Source organism: Desulfogranum aggregans (assembly GCF_055398265.1).
In genome coordinates this window covers 1,090,795-1,107,827 of record NZ_AP042447.1, presented here as the reverse complement: position 1 = coordinate 1,107,827, position 17,033 = coordinate 1,090,795, and the positions used below count along the sequence as shown (strand labels likewise).

Genomic DNA, 17,033 nt, shown 5'->3' with positions numbered 1-17,033 from the left:
AAGCTCATGAACATAGTAGTCTGTATCAAGCAGGTCCCTGACGCCAAGGATGTCCGACTCGATCCCGAGACCAATACCCTGGCAAGGGAGGGGATCGAATCGATAATGAACCCGTACGATCGGCATGCACTCGAAGAGGCCGTTGCTATCAAGGAGCAACATGGCGGCAGTGTGCATGTCATCACCATGGGCCCCCCGCAGGCCGAAGAAATGCTGCGTGAGGCAATTGCCTGCGGAGCAGATAACGCTGTACTCGTTTCCGACCGTGCTTTTGCCGGTGCTGATACCTGGGCAACCGCCTATACTTTGGCCAAGGCTATCGCCACTCTCGGAGATGTAGACCTTGTCCTGTGCGGCAAACAAGCTATTGATGGCGATACCGCGCAGGTAGGGCCGGGCATTGCCTGCAGGCTTGGTGTCCCATTTGTTACCTGTGTGCAGAAAACTCGTGAGTCGTCAACAGAATCCATTACCGTTGAACGCATGATGGATGACGGATTTGACGTGGTCAAAGTACCCTTGCCAGCCCTGTTAACAGTTGTCAAGGATATCAATGAGCCCCGTGTAGCGTCGCTCAAGGGAAAAATGAAGGCGAAAAAAGCAGGGATCACCACCCTCTCGGCCGAGGCCATTCATGCCGAGCCCGAAAATATAGGTCTGGCTGGTTCACCTACCAAAGTTGTCCGCGTTTTTTCACCTGAAGCCCGGGGGGATCGTACCATTTTCTCTGGTACGGTTGACGAACAAGTGGATCAGCTGGTGCAGCGATTAAAGGCTCATTTCTAGCATCGCAATCTGACCGATTCCGGTCTTTACTTATACCCATTACAATCCCATGCTGAAGATAGACTGCGATAAATGCATAGTTTGCGGAATCTGTGAGTCAACCTGTCCGTTCAACGCAATCCATGTTGAAGACGACTGTGTGGTTGTCGATGAAAATTGCACCCTCTGCGGGGCATGCGTTGAGAATTGTGAAGTTGAGGCGCTTTCCATCGAGGTTGCGGACAAAAAGGTGCAAGCCGATTTTGCCCAGTGGTCAGGCGTAATGGTGTTTGGCGAGTTTCGTCATGGAACCATCGCTCCTGTCACCTATGAATTGCTCGGTATTGGCCGTAAGCTCGCCGATGCCCGCGGCGTAGAACTAAGCGTGATCGTCCTGGGAAAAGATATTGAAGCCAGCACGGATTCACTCATTGCCGGCGGTGCTGACAGGGTTTTGCTTGCCGAAGATGCGTCCCTCGAAGAATTCCGTGAAGATGTGTACGGGTACGTCCTTGAAGAGGTCATTCGCAAGGTTAAACCGGAAATCGTCCTCGCCGGAGCAACAGCCATAGGCCGCTCGGTCATACCTTTTGTCGCCACCCTGATCGATGCCGGCCTAACTGCCGATTGCACCCGTCTTGAGATCAGAGAAAGTGACGGTATGCTTCTGCAGACCCGACCTGCATTCGGCGGAAATATCATGGCGACTATCGAATGCCCCGATACTCGACCGCAAATGGCAACGGTGCGGCCGAAAGTCATGGCTGCGCTGGAGCCTGATACCGGCCGGACCGGTACGGTTGAACGGGTAGAAATCCCACAGGCTGCCCGTGTTTCCACAATTGAGGTTATTGAGACTGTTGTCAGCAAGGACGAACAGGCTAATATCCAGGAGGTGGAAACCCTCGTTGCCGGCGGGAGGGGGCTTGATTCCGCAAAAGGGTTTGAACTGATAAGAGAATTGGCTGAGGAACTTGGCGGTGCTGTCGCAGCCAGTCGAGCAGCCGTTGATTCAGGATGGATTCCGTATCCGCACCAGGTGGGCCAGACCGGAAAAACGGTAAATCCCAAAGTGTATATCGCCTGCGGTATTTCCGGGGCGGTACAGCACGCCGTCGGGATGCAGTCTTCAGATATCGTGGTTGCCATCAACCGCGACGAGAAAGCACCGATTTTTGATTTTGCCACTTATGGTATTGTCGGCGATCTCTATGAAGTCCTACCAGCGCTCATTCAACGCATTCGGGAGGTGAAAAGTGAGTCTTAAAGGGAAAATAGCCCTTGTCACCGGCGGGAGTCGAGGCATCGGGCGTGCCATATGCATCGAACTTGCTCGCCAGGGAGCTACTGTTGGTATCAACTATGTTGCCAATCCCGCTGCAGCTGAAGAGACCCTTGCACGAGTTACCGAAGCAGGTGGACAGGGATTCATAACCGGTTTCAATGTGGCGGATGCGGCGGCTGCTCAATCAAGTATAAAAGCGTTGATCGACGACTATGGTAGTCTCGACGTACTGGTGAATAATGCCGGTATCACGCGAGACGGGTTGATGGCGCGAATGAAGGCGTCGGATTGGGACGACGTACTCGACACCAATCTGAAAGGGGCCTTTCATTGCAGTAAGGCCGCCATGCGGCCCATGATGAAAAAAAGATGGGGGCGAATTGTCAACATCAGCTCTGTTATAGGATTTCTTGGCAATGGCGGTCAGGTCAACTATGGTGCGGCTAAAGCCGGGCTTATCGGGTTGACCAAGTCCATGGCCAGGGAACTGGCTGCACGAAATGTAACTGTGAATTGTGTGGCACCCGGATACATTGTAACCGATATGACTGACGACTTGGAAAGTGAAGTGCAGGATGCCATAAAGGCGCAGATTCCGCTCGGCCGTCTTGGCCAACCGGAAGATGTCGCTGCAGCCGTTGTCTTTCTTGTATCCCAAGGAGGCGATTACTTTACCGGCCAAACGCTTCATGTTAACGGCGGCATGTATATGGGTAATTAGTGACTGCCCGCTATTGACTCTGCGTAAACAGTTACTATTTGTTTTAAATTTATACTACAAGAAAATTTCATTTAGGAGAATACAATGGCAGTTGAAGCAAAAATGATTGATATCATTGTTGAACAGTTAAGCGTTGACAAGGAAAAGGTTGTGCCCGGTGCATCCTTTGTTGATGATCTTGGCGCCGATTCCCTTGATCTGGTTGAGTTGATCATGGCCATGGAAGAAGAATTTGATGTAGAAATTCCTGATGAAGAAGCAGAGAAGATCGTCACCGTACAAAATGCTATTGATTTTGTAGCAAAGATTCAAAGCTAGGAAGGACAAGGTAGTGAAAAGAAGGGTCGTTGTTACAGGTGTTGGTCTCGTCACCCCGCTCGGAACAGGTACTGAAAAAACCTGGGAGTCACTGATTAATGGGAAAGGAGGTATTGGTCCCATTACCCGTTTTGATGCGAGCGATCAAGCATCGCAGATTGCTGCGGAAGTGACGGATTTTCAAGCAGAGAAATGGTTTGAGAAAAAACAGGTCAAGAATCTTGATCTGTTTGTTCAATACGCCGTAGCTGCTGCGGAGATGGCCTGGAAGGACAGCGGCCTTTCTATTACCGACGAAAATTGTGAAAAAATCGGGGTGATTACCGGTTGCGGCATGGGGGGCTTGCCCACCATTGAACAGTACCATCAGGTATTGCTTGATCGCGGACCACGCAAAATCACCCCGTTTTTTATCCCGAGGGTTATACCCAATATGCCCTCTGGTCATATTTCCATGCGGCTCGGGAGTAAGGGACCGAATCTGACGCAGACTACAGCTTGCGCCGCCGGTACTCATGCCGTTGGCGAGGCCTTTCGCCACATAGCCTATGGTGACTGTGATGCTGCAATAACCGGAGGTGCGGAATCGGTTATCTGCCCGCTCGCAGTTGGCGGATTCAGTGCGATGAAAGCTCTGTCAACGCGAAATGATGATCCAGCCGCTGCCTCCCGTCCTTTTGATAAGGATCGAGACGGTTTTATCATCTCTGAGGGGGCTGGCATGTTGATGCTTGAGGACATGGAGTCTGCCATTCGCCGCGGTGCACGAATCTATGCCGAGATTATTGGCTATGGGCAGACCAGTGATGCCTACCATATTGCAGCACCACCCGAAGATGGTGAAGGGGCTGCCCGTTGCATGGCCATGGCGCTCAGAGACGCTGGCCTGCGCCCTCAGGACATTGATTACATCAATGCTCACGGAACATCCACTCCATTGAATGATCGGTGTGAAACCCTGGCCATCAAAACTGTTTTTCAAGAACACGCCTATAAATTGGCTATCAGTTCGACCAAATCCATGACTGGCCACATGCTTGGCGGTGCCGGGGGAGTAGAGTCGGTGTTCACAGCGTTGACGCTGCATACCGGTATTATCCCGCCAACCATAAATCTGCATGAGCCTTCGCCAGAATGTGATCTTGACTATGTGCCTTTGACTGCTCGTGAGGCCAAACCGCAGATCGCTCTTTCCAATTCCTTTGGTTTTGGCGGAACCAATGGCGTTGTCGCCATGAAGGCCTTTACAGGCTGATCACAAGCCGGGGAGAACGCTGTGAAAATTATCATTGGCTGCGACCACGGTGGGTATGAGCTCAAACAGGAAATCATGACTCACCTCATGGACAACGGCCTTCAATTGATCGATGCTGGCTGTTATTCGACCGAGTCCGTAGATTACCCCGATTTTGCCAAAGCAGTTTGCAGAGCCGTCGATAGTGGTGATGCCGAGAAAGGAATTTTGGTCTGTGGAACAGGTATCGGCATGTCCATCGCCGCCAATCGTCTTCCTGGAATCCGTGCGGCATTGTGCACTGATCCCTTTTCCGCACGTATGAGCCGGGAGCATAATGATGCGAATGTTCTCTGTTTGGGCGGCAGAGTGACGGGGATGTCCCTTGCGCTTGATATTGTAGACATATGGATCAAGACCCCTTTTAGCGGTGGACGTCACCTGCGTCGTGTAGAAATGCTGGAGTAGTCCTGAGCGGTTGTCCGCATTTCATCGTTTTTGATTCCTCCAACCGGTATGCTTTATCAAGCTACCGGTTTTTTCGTTCCAGCTTACTGATGAGGGTACCATGAAATGTCCCTATTGTGGTCATTTGGAAAACAGAGTTATTGATTCGCGGGTCAACAAGGATAAGACCATCATCCGGAGAAGAAGGGCCTGTCTTTCCTGTGAACAACGGTTTACAACCTATGAGCGTATAGAACTCATGTTGCCTATGCTCGTGAAAAAGGACGGGAGACGCGAACCCTGGAATCGGGGAAAAATTGTTGCCGGGCTGGAAAAAGCGTGTGAAAAGCTGCCTGTCAGTATGACGGATATCGACGTCTTTGTTGATGCCATTGAACTTCGGCTCCAGGACGCAGGAGGTAAAGAAGTGCCAACCAGCCAGATCGGTGAGTGGGTGATGGAAGCCCTGCCTGCGTTAGACGAAGTCGCCTATGTCCGCTTTGCTTCGGTATATCGGCAATTCAAGGATGTGAACGAGTTTATGGAAGAGTTGAAACATTTTCTTGGAAACAGCAGGGAACAGGACTGATCTGCTTTTTTGGATTTCTTGCCAAGAGGTTTGCCATGCAGGAGAAAGATACCTTTTTTATGGCTCATGCCATTGAGGAAGCAAAAAGAGGGTGGGGAAGGACTGCCCCCAACCCCGCTGTCGGTGCTGTGATTGTCAGCAATGGAGCCATTGTCAGCAGGGGCTATCACCGGCGCGCTGGTTCTCCCCATGCAGAGGTCAACGCCCTGCAGGCCATGACGGAAAAGGTTACAGGCGCCACCATGTATGTGACCCTGGAACCGTGCAATCACACCGGAAAAACACCGCCATGTACGGAAGCAATTGTGCACAGCGGTGCTATAGGCAGGGTCGTTATCGGTATGCAGGACCCCAATCCGAATGTGGCCGGCAATGGGATAGACAGGCTTCGTGAAGCCGGCATTGAGGTGTCCTGCGGGGTATTGGAAAGAGAGTGCAGGGCGTTGAATTATCCCTTCCTTAAACATGTTGTTTCCGGTCTCCCCTGGGTGGTGATGAAGGCAGGGCTAAGCCTTGACGGACGTATTTCCTACAAGGCAGGAAGTGGCGGCAAAGTAACCGGGGATGATGCTCAAGTGAGGGTTCATTGCCTACGCGACCGTTATGATGCGATCCTGGTCGGTATCGATACGGTCGTAGTTGATGACCCGAGCCTGACAACGCGTCGAGCCGGCGCGGATGGGAGAGACCCCCTAAGAGTGATCCTGGATTCCACGCTGCGCATATCCGATAGGGCTACGGTCGTTCACCAACAGTCAGCGGCAGAAACCTGGGTATATTGTTGTCACGGCGTTGCTGACAACAAAAGGCGAGTGCTTGCGCAACAGGGCGTCAGAGTCATTCCTGTGGGGGAAGAGGGAAATGAACGAGTGGAGATTGAGGCTGTGCTTAATCATCTGGGCCGCTCAGGCATAACCTCTGTGCTGGTGGAGGGCGGGGCAACTATTCACGGGGCAATGCTCCAGACCAACATGGTTGATGAGGTCTTTCTTTTCTACGCACCCTTTTTTATTGGTGATGCCGGCACCCCCTTGCTCACTGGCTTTTCAGTAGACGAGCGTGTGGAGGATTTTTTTGCAGAATGGTCAATCGACCGGGTGGGAGGAGATTTCCTTTTTCATGGAATTCGTCGGCTTCCTTGAGGGGTAATTCGGTGCAGGGATTCTCCTCTGCAGGTCCTTGATAGAGGCTTGGAGTGCCGAGGTGTTGGCAAAGGTAATGATCAACTCACAGCTATCCTTTTCAAACGCCGGGCTATGACGCAGTTGAAAATGTTCAGGCAGGTTGAGTGAGTTGACAAATTCTTGAAAAGATTTTTCAGCAGCGGAGTAGGCTGGTGCATACTCCTGTTGCAGTCGTTCTAGCAGCTTGTTTCCTTGCTGGGGGATATTTTTGGCATCCCTGCTCTTTTCCGTTTTTACACTGTCGATGACTTCCTGAGTGGAACAACCTCTGCGTCGACTCAACTCAACCACCATTTGCACGCACTGCTGCTGCTTGGATCCGCCAAAGTGAAAGGTGGTGATGACATCGATCAGGGTTGCCTGGTCGGGATGAGAAAGGAGACGGATTTTTTTCGCTGTTTTGACTGATATCAGCCCTGCATGCAGTGCCTCGATGGCGGTATCGTCCATATCCAGCAGAGCAAGCAGGTCATTGAGCTGATGTCGATTGGGTTTGTAGCCCAATAATTTCAATAAAGAAAACTGTTCGGTTTCAGGCAGGGTTTGTTGGGCTTCGGCTATCAGCAAGGCGTCCTCAACTGGACTGGCAACAATGCTTCCCTGATGAGCATGGAGGGCGATGAGTGCATATTTCTGCCATGGCAGCGCATTCGCATCCAGAACCATACAGGGGAGTTGCGAGATTCCCGCCTTCCTGGCAGCACGCAATTGTCTAGTGCCGCAGAGCACTATCCAGGTGCGACCACTGTTGTCAGCCTGTACCAACAACGGTTGTATAAGCCCATATTCCTTAATCGATTGGCAGAGGGCCTCATCGATGGGATCGGCAAGCAGGTGCTGCAGTGGTGAAGACTGAAAAGCGAGATCTGCGGTGGCTATAACTGTATATTCAAGTGTGGAATGCACGCTGTACTGTAGGAGCAATAGGAAAGACAAAGAAATGGGGCATCAGGAGTGATGCCCCATAATCAACCATGGCCGAACTGGTGTTACCGCCAGAAAAAGTACTACGCGGAATTAATTCGCGAGCGCAATATTCCCGACGGTTTAAAGGTGACAACCCGGCGTGCGTCGAGAATGAGTTCGTTCCCGGTCTGAGGGTTTCTTCCTCGTCTTGACTTTTTATCTTTAATGTTGAATTTGCCAAACCCACTCAACAGAAGGTCCTGGCCACCAATGAGTGATGATTTAGATAACTTGAGAAAAGCCTCTACCGAAGCTGTGGACTGTGATTTTGTCAGAGACGGATGCGACTTATATACCTGCTGTACTAAATCGGCCTTGGTTAATGTCATTTTTCACCCCCAAATGAAGCGAATATACAATAAGTTAAGTTAATCTGTAGGTGCTTCTTATATAGTAGGCAGGCCTACCCGTACTTGTCAATCCTCAATCTGCAAGAAAATGAAAAGCCGATATTCCAGCAAATTGGGCGGCATCCCCAAGCTCTTCCTCAATGCGCAGCAGTTGGTTGTATTTGGCCACGCGATCACTTCGGGAAGGGGCGCCGGTTTTGATTTGTCCCGCATTGAGAGCAACCGCCAGATCGGCGATGGTGGCATCTTCCGTTTCACCGGATCGATGCGAGATGACAGCCGTGTAGGATGCCCGATGCGCCATGTCGACTGCATCAATGGTTTCGGTCAGGGAACCGATCTGGTTGAGTTTAACCAGGATGGAATTGCACACCCCGAGGTCAATTCCTTTTTTCAGAATGGTCGTGTTGGTTACAAAAATGTCATCACCCACCAGCTGGATGCGGTCACCAAGCTCTTGAGTTAGCAGTTTCCAGCCGTCCCAATCGGATTCATCCAGGCCGTCTTCAATGGAAATCAGCGGATATTTTTTTACCCACTTGCTATAGAACTCGATCATCTGCTCAGACGTTTTTTTAGACTTTTTTTCTGCTGCCAGGATATATTTTTTTTCGTCAGCGTTATAAAATTCACTAGCTGCAGCGTCAATGCCGATGTAGATGTCTTTGCCGGGTTTGTACCCGGCCTGAACGATCCCTTCCAGGATTACTTCCATTGCCTCTTCGTTGGAGCGAAGATTAGGTGCAAACCCTCCCTCATCGCCGACAGCGGTCTGCAATCCCTTCTTTTTCAGCACGGCTTTCAGCGCGTGAAAGGTTTCCGTGCCCATGCGCAGGGCCTGAGCGAAATTTTTCGCTCCCGCAGGGAGGATCATGAATTCCTGAATGTCGACGTTGTTGTCTGCATGTTCCCCACCATTAAGAATATTCATCATTGGTACGGGGAGCACTTTTGCATTAACGCCGCCAAGATAGTTGTATAAGGGGAGTTCCAGTTCGGCGGCGGTAGCCTTGGCGACTGCCAGGCTTACCCCCAGTATGGCATTGGCTCCGAGTTTCTTTTTGTAGGCGGTGTTGTCCTGATTAATCATAATCGAATCGATCAGCACCTGGTTGGAAGATTCATATCCCAGCAGTGCCGGAGCGATGGTGGAGTTGACATTCTGAACCGCCTGCAGTACCCCTTTGCCGCCATAGCGTTTTTTCTTGGTATCTCGCAGTTCCAATGCTTCCCGTGTTCCTGTGGAGGCCCCGGATGGGACTGCAGCGCGACCGACGGCGCCGGTCGCTAAATACACTTCTACCTCTACTGTTGGGTTCCCTCGTGAGTCCAATATTTCCCGAGCGACTATATCGACAATCTCTCCCATGAAAGCATTCTCCAAATGGTTAAATAAGCAGACGATGAACACCAATGCACTTGAAAGCTACGATCATAGCGTCAACGCCGTATCTGTAAAAAAACTGTTTCCTGTGCAGGCAAACAGCGAGTTGATTGTATACCCCCTTTCCCGAAGAAAAACAGGTGGTTTTCGGGCTGACCAGTAAAAAACCTCTTTGCAGAAACGAGAAGGTACAATGTGTTGGCTTCCACCATGCCCCTGATTACACAACGCTGGCCATCTTGAAAATAGGCAGGTACATGGCCACGACCAGACCACCGATCATGCCGCCGAGAAAGACCATCATAAACGGTTCGATCATTGCTGTAAGGTTTTCCACCGCCTGATCCACTTCCTCATCATAAAAATCAGCAATTTTCTCCAGCATGGTGTCAAGTGCTCCTACGGATTCACCCACATTGATCATCTGCACCACCATGTTGGGAAAGACTCCGGACTCTTCAAGCGGTTCGGCAATGGGGCGTCCTTCGGCAATACTGTCAGCCACACGAAAAACCGCTCGTTCAATAACCTTGTTACCTGATGTCCGGCCTACGACCTGCAGTGCTTCGAGAATGGGTACCCCGCTCTGGAGCATGGTGCTGAGGGTTCGGGTGAATTTTGAGACCGCGACCCGTCGAAGCAGGGTGCCGATCACCGGCGACTTGAGTAGGAGCGCGTCAATCTTCAGGCGCCCTTTTTCCGTATTGTAAATCCGTTTCACAATCCAGCTTATGACCACAGCAACAATGACTATGAGGAAAAAGTTACTCTTGAAAAAATTACTCATGTTCACAACCATCTGGGTCGGAGCCGGGAGGGCGGAGCCGAATTCCTGGAACATCTTGTCAAATACCGGTACAACAAACACCAGGATGACCACCAGGATGATCAGCGAAATACCCAGACAGATAGCAGGGTAGGTCATCGCCCCTTTGATTTTTTTCTGGAGGGCCATGGCCTTTTCCTTGAAGACGGCGAGACGGGAGAGGATGGTGTCCAGGATACCGCCCAGCTCTCCGGCTTCAATCATGTTGGAATAAAGATTGTCAAAAACCTTGGGGTGCTTCCGCATGGAATCGGCCAGTGTGGTACCGGTTTCCACATCCACCTGGATTTCATTGATAATTCTTTTAAAAGTTGTATTGCTTTGCTGTTTTCCTAAAATCTGCAGGCATTGCACCAGGGGAAGACCGGCATCGATCATGGTTGAGAGCTGCCTGGTGAATATAACAACATCCTTTCCAGTAACCTTTGGTTGAAAGATCGGGATGCTTTCCAGCAGGTCCTTTGGTTTTTCTTTAATTTTGACATTATCGATACGCAGGCGCCTGAGTTGTGCCAATGCTGAGTTTTCGTCGGGAGCCTCCAACTCGCCTTTCCGTTTCTCCCCGTAACTGTTAGTTCCTTTCCAAACATAAATGGGCATTGATTGCTCTCCGGACTACATCTTGGTATTTTTTAAGGTTGATCAACTTATGGTGTTGACAGAAAGCGGAATTGCCTTTATAAAATCTAATTTCGGTCGGATAGGTGACCACAGGTCACATCTAATGATATTGTAGGTAAGTTTTTTTCTTGGTTCAAGAAAAAGTTTATATTTTTTCAGGAGTTGGCAATATGCAGACAAATAATACAGCCAAGTTCAGCAGCGACATGTTTGAGCCGATTGTTGAACAGTGTGAAGGGTGCGAGCGGATCGTTGAGGTGGAAGATAATAAATTTTGCAATACATATGCTCATCCTGGTGCAAAATGGCGCCTTGGCATCTGTAATTTCGCAACCCACTCAAAACCTGAAGTAAAGGTCGTGAAGGTTCGAATCAACCCGCTGAAGGCCGCCAAGAGGGCTTCGCGACGTCGGGGATAAAACCTCTCCGCACCATTGAGGAGCATTGCTGGCAAGCAGTACTCCTGTCGAAAAGGGTTTTTGCAGGGCGTTACGCCATGTAGCCATGTAGAAGTATAAAGGCCTTCTCTTTGCGAGAAGGCCTTTTTTTATAGACTAGGGAAAGAGAGAGAACAAACTATTTTTTCCCTACGCCAATGTACTGGAAGCCCATTTCCCGCATTTTTTCCGGTTCATAGACATTGCGCAGGTCGACAAATACCGGTGCGTTCATAGTTTCCTTTATTCTCTCCAGGTCAAGAGCTCTGTACTGGTTCCACTCGGTCATCAGGACTACGCAGTCAGCCTTATCAGCAGCCGCATAGGCATTGTCCACATATTCAATACCAGATGGCAGATACTGCTTTGCCTCCTCCATCCCTTTCGGGTCATGCGCTTTTATTCTGGCCCCCTTTTCCAGCAGAGCTGGAAGGATGGTCGCGGCAGGTGCATCGCGCATATCATCGGTTTCCGGTTTAAAGGTAAGGCCGAGTACGGCTATGGTCTTGCCTGCCTCTGAGCCGCCGACCATTTCCCGTATTTTTTTGACCATCCTCGCTTTTTGCGCGGAATTGACCTCAACCGCCGCTTCAACAACCCTGACGTTTTCTCCATGTTCCTGGACGATACGCATCAGTGCCAGGGTATCTTTGGGAAAGCAGGAGCCGCCATAACCTGGTCCCGGGTGGAGGAACTTACTGCCGATCCGCCCGTCCATGCCGATAGCTTTGGCGATATCGGTAACATTGGCATTGACCGCTTCACAGACATTAGCAATTTCATTGATAAAGCTGATCTTCACCGCGAGAAAGGCATTGGCAGCATATTTTGCCAGCTCGGCGGTCTCGATGGTGGTACTGACAATCGGCGTATCTCGAATATAGAGAGGTTTGTAAATTTCTCGCAGGGTTTCTTCAGCGCGCTCGGTTTCAACGCCGATCACAACCCGGTCTGGGCGCATAAAATCGGCAATGGCAGCGCCCTCTCGCAGGAATTCAGGATTGGAGGCAACGTCAAAGTCGGCCGTTGGGTTTGCTTCCCGGATAACACGGTTGACCTGGCGGGCGGTTCCGACGGGTACCGTACTTTTATCAACCACAATCGTATAGCCCTGGAGGTGGGCGGCTACGTCTTTGGCGGCCTGGTAGATATAGGTAAGGTCAGCATAGCCGTCGCCTCGCCGGGAGCTGGGGGTGCCTACGGCAAGAAAAACCGCGTCAGCTTCAGGAACTGCAGTCGCCAGGTCGGTAGTGAAACGAAGGCGCTTCTCTTCGACATTTTTCTTTACAAGGGTATCTAGCCCCGGTTCATAAATGGGGATTTTTCCCTGTTTGAGGTTTTCGATTTTTTCTTCTACATTGTCTACACAGGTTACCGTGTGACCGAATTCAGCAAAACAGGTGCCGGTGACTAAACCGACATAGCCTGTCCCAATCATGGTAATGTTCATCTACTTCTCCTTGTTGGCGTCTCTTGCACCGAAGAGCGCTGTTCCTATGCGAATGAGTGTCGCTCCCTCTTCAATGGCAATGTGGTAGTCGGCCGACATGCCCATGGAGAGTGCAACGCGGGTATTGTCTGAAAAAAGCTGCTTTGCAGCAAGGTTCAAGGCGAGTTCCCTGGTCGCCTGGAAAAAAGGGCGACTCGCTTCAGGGTCGGGCGCCCAGGGTGGGATTACCATCAGCCCCAGTACACCTAGTTGGGTGGAGCTGTTGATCTCCCGCAGCAGGGATTCGGCATCTTCTGGCAGAACTCCGGCTTTTTGAGGTTCCCGTCCGATATTTACTTGCAGGAGTATGCCAATCTTTCGGCCTAGCGCACGGGCATGCTTGTCGATCAGGGTGGCCAATTTCAGTCGGTCGACTGTTTCAATCACGTCAAAGAGGGCAACGGCCTGTTTGGCTTTGTTGCTCTGCAGGTGGCCGATAAAGTGCCACCGGGCCTCTGCCGGCAGGTGCGGTATTTTTTCAGCAGCCTCCTGCAGGTAATTTTCTCCAAAAATATGTTGGCCGCTATCATAGGCCTGGCGGATAAGCGAACTGTCTTTTCGCTTGGAGACAGCCACCAGTTCAATGGAATGCGGATCACGGTTGCAAGCACGTGCGTACGCATCAATCCGCTGCCGTATCGCTTCAAGGTTCTGTTTAATCATTTGTTTGCTCTTCGTCCGGCAGGCGAAAAAGGGAAACTGCATTGCCGGTGGTGATTTCTGCCACCGATTCCAGCGGCATATTTTTCAGCTTTGCAATCATTCGTGCAGTGTGAAGCATTTTTCCAGGGGTATTGCGTTTGCCGCGGAAAGGGACCGGAGCGAGAAAGGGTCCATCTGTTTCCAGTATCAGGTGCTCGATGCTGGTTTGACGAACGACCTCTTGCAGCGTTGTGGCGTTTTTAAAGGTGACGATACCCGGGATGGAGATGAGGAATCCCATCTCTATTACCTGACGTGCCAAAGTAACATCTCCGGAAAAGCAGTGCATGATCCCCCTGCGCGGATAGGGCCCGTGAGCCGCCAGCAGGCCCATGGTGTCACCATGTGCTTCTCGGTCATGGATAATGACCGGTAGGTTGAGCTGCACGGCAAGATCCAACTGAGCACTAAAGGCCTGTTGCTGGATTTTTCGTGGAGCGTAATTCTTGACGTAATCCAGGCCGATTTCTCCATAGCCGACGACTTTTGGAGAATCGGCAAGCTGTGCCAGTTTGTCGAGTACGCCGGTACTGACCGAAGCAGCTTCATGCGGGTGAACACCTACAGTTGCATACACCTGGGCATATTTTTTCGTCAACTCAACCGCGGCGATTGAGCTGGCAAGGTCTATGCCGATAGTGACAATTCTTCGCACACCGTTTTTTTCGGCTTCTGCAAGAACGTTGTCCAAATCGTGGGCATAGGCGTTCATGTCCAGATGGCAGTGAGTGTCAATGAGGGCAAGGTCTGCCGGTAAGGCATTATCGGTAGTCGGGGAAGATTGCATCGATGAAGTGTCAACAGTTGGAGGCTTGGGCGTAGGAAGGCTGTGTTCGTCTTTAAGCGTTAAAATGTGCTGGAGTGGGTGCCGGATTACCAGTAGCGGTGATCGTGCGCTACGATATCAGAGCGGTCTCAAATAAAAAAGACCTATTTAGCATAGTGAATGTTTATTGACATTAAAACCTTATTTTTTTAGAACCAAATATTTTCATGTACTACGTTGCCCATGGCAGCTTGCCTCTTCGACCCGATTGCGAGGCAGGCCCGATTTTCATCTTTTGAGCGGAGGAATTGACTGAATGAAGAAAAGTCTACTTATTGGCATTTTGCTTATGGCAGGGCTGTTGTCTGTTTTCTCAATGACCGGTTGTGCTACGAACAAAGCTCCGGTGACCTCAACAGAGGGGCAAAGTCCGGATACCCTTCCCCCGGTTCCGGGGTTTGCCGGCGACATTCAGGACATTGTTTTACCGACCGAACTTGAGTGGGACCGAAAAAGTTCCATGGGGATCAAAACTGAGTCGTTCAGGGGTGGTGTGTATGTGTACACCGGCAAGGTGGCCGTCCTTTCCTTGAGAGACTACATGGTAGAATCCATGCAGGATAATAAATGGAAGCAGGTTGGAGAAACCTCTTCCAAGGATATCATGCTTGCCTTTGTGAAACCAAACAAGACCTGCATGATGGTCATTAGTGAAGGGGGACCGCTTTCCAAAACCAAGCTGACCTTTTATGTGACTATAGACGAAACGGCAGCTTCCTCCCTCAATCCCTTTGGCGAGGCCGTGACCCAATAGCATCGTCAGGACTGTCCCTGCCGATCCGGTTGCATCGTACCGTACCACTCCCAACTGGCTGGGGTGGTACGGTAGTGCTCTTTGCGCTTGGTGCTGCGCTAGAAACAACCTGACATCCTCCTCCCGTTGACATCTCTTCAGGCTGTTGAGGAGATAACAGCGAACCTTTATTGACATATCACTACAGTAAATGGCTATGATGGAATTAGTGAGCCTCAACAATCCCGGCCTTCATGGCATACGCGTTCTGCTGGGCGTTACCGGATCCATTGCTGCATACAAGGCGGCTGAATGGGTACGTGAACTGGTCAAGGAAGAGGCACTGGTAACGGTAATGATGACCGATGCCGGGCGGCAGTTCATCTCACCGCTCACTTTTTCCGCATTGTCCGGCAATCGGGTCTACCACGACATGTATGAAGAGGATCCCGAGGGGGTCATGTCCCATATCAACCTCTCAAGGGATCATGATATTCTGCTGATTGCCCCGGCAACCGCTCAGACCATTTTCCGTTTGAGTCATGGGGTGGCCGATGACCTTGTTTCCACCACCGTGTTGGCTGCGCAAAAACCGGTGGTCGTCTGTCCGGCGATGAATACCAACATGTTTATGCATCCTGCAACCCAGGCAAATATCACCCGGCTGAAGGTCTATGGCTACCATGTTGTAGCCCCTGACAGCGGTTCGCTGGCTTGCGGTGAAATTGGTGACGGCAGACTGCCCGATTGGCAGTCCGCAAGGGAAAAGCTGCTTCAGGCGCTTTCCCCTGACGATCTGCATGGGCAGCATCTGCTCATCACTGCCGGTCCAACACAGGAAGCAATTGATCCGGCCCGTTATTTGACCAATCGATCCAGCGGTAAGATGGGCTACGCGTTGGCCAGAGCAGCCGTACGAAGAGGAGCGCGGGTTACTTTAATTAGTGGCCCGGTTAATTTGTCGGTCCCTCCAGAGGTGGAGTGCATCAACGTACGCTCCGCATCAGAAATGGAAAAGGCTGTATTCCACCATGCCGCCGAGGCAACGGTCATTATCAAAGCGGCAGCAGTGGCAGATTATCGGCCCGCAACAGCCAGAGAACATAAGATCAAAAAACATGCTGATGATTTTGTTCTTGAGTTGGTCCGGAATACCGACATTCTTGCACGGCTGGGCAAAGAAATGGCCGGGCAGAAGCTCCTGGTCGGATTTGCGGCGGAGAGCGAAAACCATCAGGCAGAGGGAGAACGCAAATTACGACAGAAAAACCTGGACCTGATCGTGGTGAATGACATTCTTGGTAAAACAACAGGATTCGATGTCGATACCAACCAGGTTACCCTTATTGATCGTACCGGGTGTACAGGAGTGCCACTGCTCTCTAAAGAGGGGACCGCCAATCAGATATTGAACAGGGTGGTTCACCTCCTGCAAGGGCAGTAACGAGCGACGCTTTTGCTGAGAAAAAACATGGTTGGTTCGCAGAGACGCGGCTCTTGGCGCAGCAGCTCTGCCGGCCGAAAGGCACATTGACGGAGGGATAGTAGTGCAGATAAGCAGATCGGAGCAAAAGCGGCGGATAAAGGAAGTGGAAAAACTGGTAGGTGAATTGGCTACCTTGCCGCTGCCGCTCATTGACCGATGTCCCGTTTCGGAGGAGGTACGTGTGCTGCTCAAGGAAGCCGGAGCGTTGAAGGGAGGGGCAAAAAAAAGGCAGCTTAAATATATCACCAAGTTGCTCAGAGATGTCCCTCTTGAGGATACGTATGCCTTCCTCTCTGCTCAGAAAGGGGCCGCGTTGGCAAAAAACAAACAGCTGCATGAGGTGGAGTATTGGCGCGATAGCCTGATTAACGAAGCGCTTGCAGAAAAGAAACGTTGCCAAGCTGAAGCAATGGAGTGGTCAGAGCAGTGGCACTCCCAGCTGATAGACGATATAGCCCATACGTTGCCTGATGTGGATCGTTCACTGGTGCTCAGGCTGGCCTATCTTTTCGTTCAAACCAGAAACCCCCGCCATAGCAGGGAGATTTTTCGATACCTGATGGCTTTAAAGGAACAGCAGCAAATGGAGAAATAGGGGAAGCGGGCGAAAGGATTCCGCAGCAGGGGGAAAAACACGCCCTCTTCGACAGTCCGCAACCGCTATAGGGCG

20 protein-coding genes are annotated in these 17,033 nt (G+C 51.0%); 13 read left to right on the top strand and 7 right to left on the bottom strand.

Annotation, left to right across the window (positions count from 1 at the left end; genetic code table 11):
• Window positions 1–6: 6 nt before the first annotated feature.
• The 8 genes from ACZ52Z_RS05125 to ribD all read left to right on the top strand — a co-directional run bounded on the left by ACZ52Z_RS05125 (window position 7) and on the right by ribD (window position 6,501).
• Complete coding sequence (locus ACZ52Z_RS05125) at window positions 7–786, top strand: electron transfer flavoprotein subunit beta/FixA family protein (RefSeq protein WP_464269678.1); 780 nt, start codon at window positions 7–9, stop codon at window positions 784–786.
• A gap of 49 nt (window positions 787–835) precedes the next feature.
• A complete protein-coding gene (locus ACZ52Z_RS05120) occupies window positions 836–2,032 on the top strand; it encodes an FAD-binding protein (RefSeq protein ID WP_464269677.1) in 1,197 nt (398 codons plus the stop codon).
• The gene (gene fabG, locus ACZ52Z_RS05115) at window positions 2,022–2,771 is read left to right on the top strand and encodes a 3-oxoacyl-ACP reductase FabG (RefSeq protein WP_464269676.1); all 750 of its coding nucleotides are present in this window, start codon (window positions 2,022–2,024) and stop codon (window positions 2,769–2,771) included. Before ACZ52Z_RS05120 ends, fabG begins: the two co-directional genes overlap by 11 nt.
• An 84-nt stretch (window positions 2,772–2,855) precedes the next feature.
• Window positions 2,856–3,089, top strand: a complete 234-nt coding sequence (gene acpP, locus ACZ52Z_RS05110; protein WP_464269675.1) for an acyl carrier protein — start codon at window positions 2,856–2,858, stop codon at window positions 3,087–3,089.
• A 13-nt stretch (window positions 3,090–3,102) separates the two neighbouring features.
• Window positions 3,103–4,344 carry a beta-ketoacyl-ACP synthase II gene (gene fabF / locus ACZ52Z_RS05105; RefSeq protein WP_464269674.1) on the top strand — a complete coding sequence of 414 codons (1,242 nt, stop codon included), beginning with the start codon at window positions 3,103–3,105 and terminating at the stop codon, window positions 4,342–4,344.
• A gap of 21 nt (window positions 4,345–4,365) precedes the next feature.
• Complete coding sequence (rpiB, locus tag ACZ52Z_RS05100) at window positions 4,366–4,791, top strand: ribose 5-phosphate isomerase B (protein WP_464269673.1); 426 nt, start codon at window positions 4,366–4,368, stop codon at window positions 4,789–4,791.
• 100 nt (window positions 4,792–4,891) lie between these two features.
• Window positions 4,892–5,359 carry a transcriptional regulator NrdR gene (gene nrdR / locus ACZ52Z_RS05095; RefSeq protein WP_464269672.1) on the top strand — a complete coding sequence of 156 codons (468 nt, stop codon included), beginning with the start codon at window positions 4,892–4,894 and terminating at the stop codon, window positions 5,357–5,359.
• Window positions 5,360–5,394: 35 nt separating this feature from the next.
• A complete protein-coding gene (ribD, locus tag ACZ52Z_RS05090) occupies window positions 5,395–6,501 on the top strand; it encodes a bifunctional diaminohydroxyphosphoribosylaminopyrimidine deaminase/5-amino-6-(5-phosphoribosylamino)uracil reductase RibD (RefSeq protein WP_464269671.1) in 1,107 nt (368 codons plus the stop codon).
• Here ribD and ACZ52Z_RS05085 read toward each other — a convergent pair.
• The 3 genes from ACZ52Z_RS05085 to eno all read right to left on the bottom strand — a co-directional run bounded on the left by ACZ52Z_RS05085 (window position 6,445) and on the right by eno (window position 9,228).
• The gene (locus tag ACZ52Z_RS05085) at window positions 6,445–7,449 is read right to left on the bottom strand and encodes a ParB/RepB/Spo0J family partition protein (protein WP_464269670.1); all 1,005 of its coding nucleotides are present in this window, start codon (window positions 7,447–7,449) and stop codon (window positions 6,445–6,447) included. The two genes, ribD and ACZ52Z_RS05085, sit on opposite strands and share 57 nt — an antisense overlap.
• 101 nt (window positions 7,450–7,550) lie before the next feature.
• Entirely contained in the window at window positions 7,551–7,838 is a 288-nt protein-coding gene (locus ACZ52Z_RS05080) for an integration host factor subunit alpha (protein ID WP_464269669.1), read from the bottom strand.
• 94 nt (window positions 7,839–7,932) lie between these two features.
• Complete coding sequence (gene eno / locus ACZ52Z_RS05075) at window positions 7,933–9,228, bottom strand: phosphopyruvate hydratase (protein ID WP_464269668.1); 1,296 nt, start codon at window positions 9,226–9,228, stop codon at window positions 7,933–7,935.
• Between the two features lie 34 nt (window positions 9,229–9,262).
• On the opposite strand from eno, the gene ACZ52Z_RS05070 reads away from it, so the two are divergent.
• The gene (locus ACZ52Z_RS05070; protein ID WP_464269667.1) at window positions 9,263–9,406 is read left to right on the top strand and encodes a hypothetical protein; all 144 of its coding nucleotides are present in this window, start codon (window positions 9,263–9,265) and stop codon (window positions 9,404–9,406) included.
• A 57-nt stretch (window positions 9,407–9,463) separates the two neighbouring features.
• On the opposite strand, the gene ACZ52Z_RS05065 is transcribed toward ACZ52Z_RS05070, so the two are convergent.
• Entirely contained in the window at window positions 9,464–10,669 is a 1,206-nt protein-coding gene (locus ACZ52Z_RS05065) for a type II secretion system F family protein (protein WP_464269666.1), read from the bottom strand.
• A gap of 191 nt (window positions 10,670–10,860) precedes the next feature.
• Between ACZ52Z_RS05065 and ACZ52Z_RS05060 the strand changes: the two genes are divergently transcribed.
• Window positions 10,861–11,109 carry a PxxKW family cysteine-rich protein gene (locus ACZ52Z_RS05060; protein ID WP_464269665.1) on the top strand — a complete coding sequence of 83 codons (249 nt, stop codon included), beginning with the start codon at window positions 10,861–10,863 and terminating at the stop codon, window positions 11,107–11,109.
• Between the two features lie 157 nt (window positions 11,110–11,266).
• On the opposite strand, the gene ACZ52Z_RS05055 is transcribed toward ACZ52Z_RS05060, so the two are convergent.
• The 3 genes from ACZ52Z_RS05055 to ACZ52Z_RS05045 are packed head-to-tail and all read right to left on the bottom strand — an operon-like array spanning window position 11,267 to window position 14,105.
• Window positions 11,267–12,577 (bottom strand): UDP-glucose dehydrogenase family protein, encoded by a 1,311-nt coding sequence (locus ACZ52Z_RS05055; RefSeq protein ID WP_464269664.1) that lies wholly within the window; start codon window positions 12,575–12,577, stop codon window positions 11,267–11,269.
• Entirely contained in the window at window positions 12,578–13,279 is a 702-nt protein-coding gene (locus tag ACZ52Z_RS05050) for a YggS family pyridoxal phosphate-dependent enzyme (RefSeq protein WP_464269663.1), read from the bottom strand.
• Entirely contained in the window at window positions 13,272–14,105 is an 834-nt protein-coding gene (locus ACZ52Z_RS05045) for a TatD family hydrolase (RefSeq protein ID WP_464269662.1), read from the bottom strand. The genes ACZ52Z_RS05050 and ACZ52Z_RS05045 overlap by 8 nt, the downstream gene beginning before the upstream one ends.
• 295 nt (window positions 14,106–14,400) lie before the next feature.
• Between ACZ52Z_RS05045 and ACZ52Z_RS05040 the strand changes: the two genes are divergently transcribed.
• The 3 genes from ACZ52Z_RS05040 (at window position 14,401) to yjgA (ending at window position 16,958) form a co-directional block, all read left to right on the top strand.
• Complete coding sequence (locus tag ACZ52Z_RS05040; protein WP_464269661.1) at window positions 14,401–14,898, top strand: hypothetical protein; 498 nt, start codon at window positions 14,401–14,403, stop codon at window positions 14,896–14,898.
• 196 nt (window positions 14,899–15,094) lie between these two features.
• Window positions 15,095–16,321, top strand: coding sequence for a bifunctional phosphopantothenoylcysteine decarboxylase/phosphopantothenate--cysteine ligase CoaBC (coaBC, locus tag ACZ52Z_RS05035; protein ID WP_464269660.1), 1,227 nt, complete (start codon window positions 15,095–15,097; stop codon window positions 16,319–16,321).
• A 103-nt stretch (window positions 16,322–16,424) separates the two neighbouring features.
• On the top strand, window positions 16,425–16,958 hold the full coding sequence (yjgA, locus tag ACZ52Z_RS05030) for a ribosome biogenesis factor YjgA (RefSeq protein ID WP_464269659.1): 534 nt from the start codon (window positions 16,425–16,427) through the stop codon (window positions 16,956–16,958).
• Window positions 16,959–17,033 lie beyond the last annotated feature (75 nt).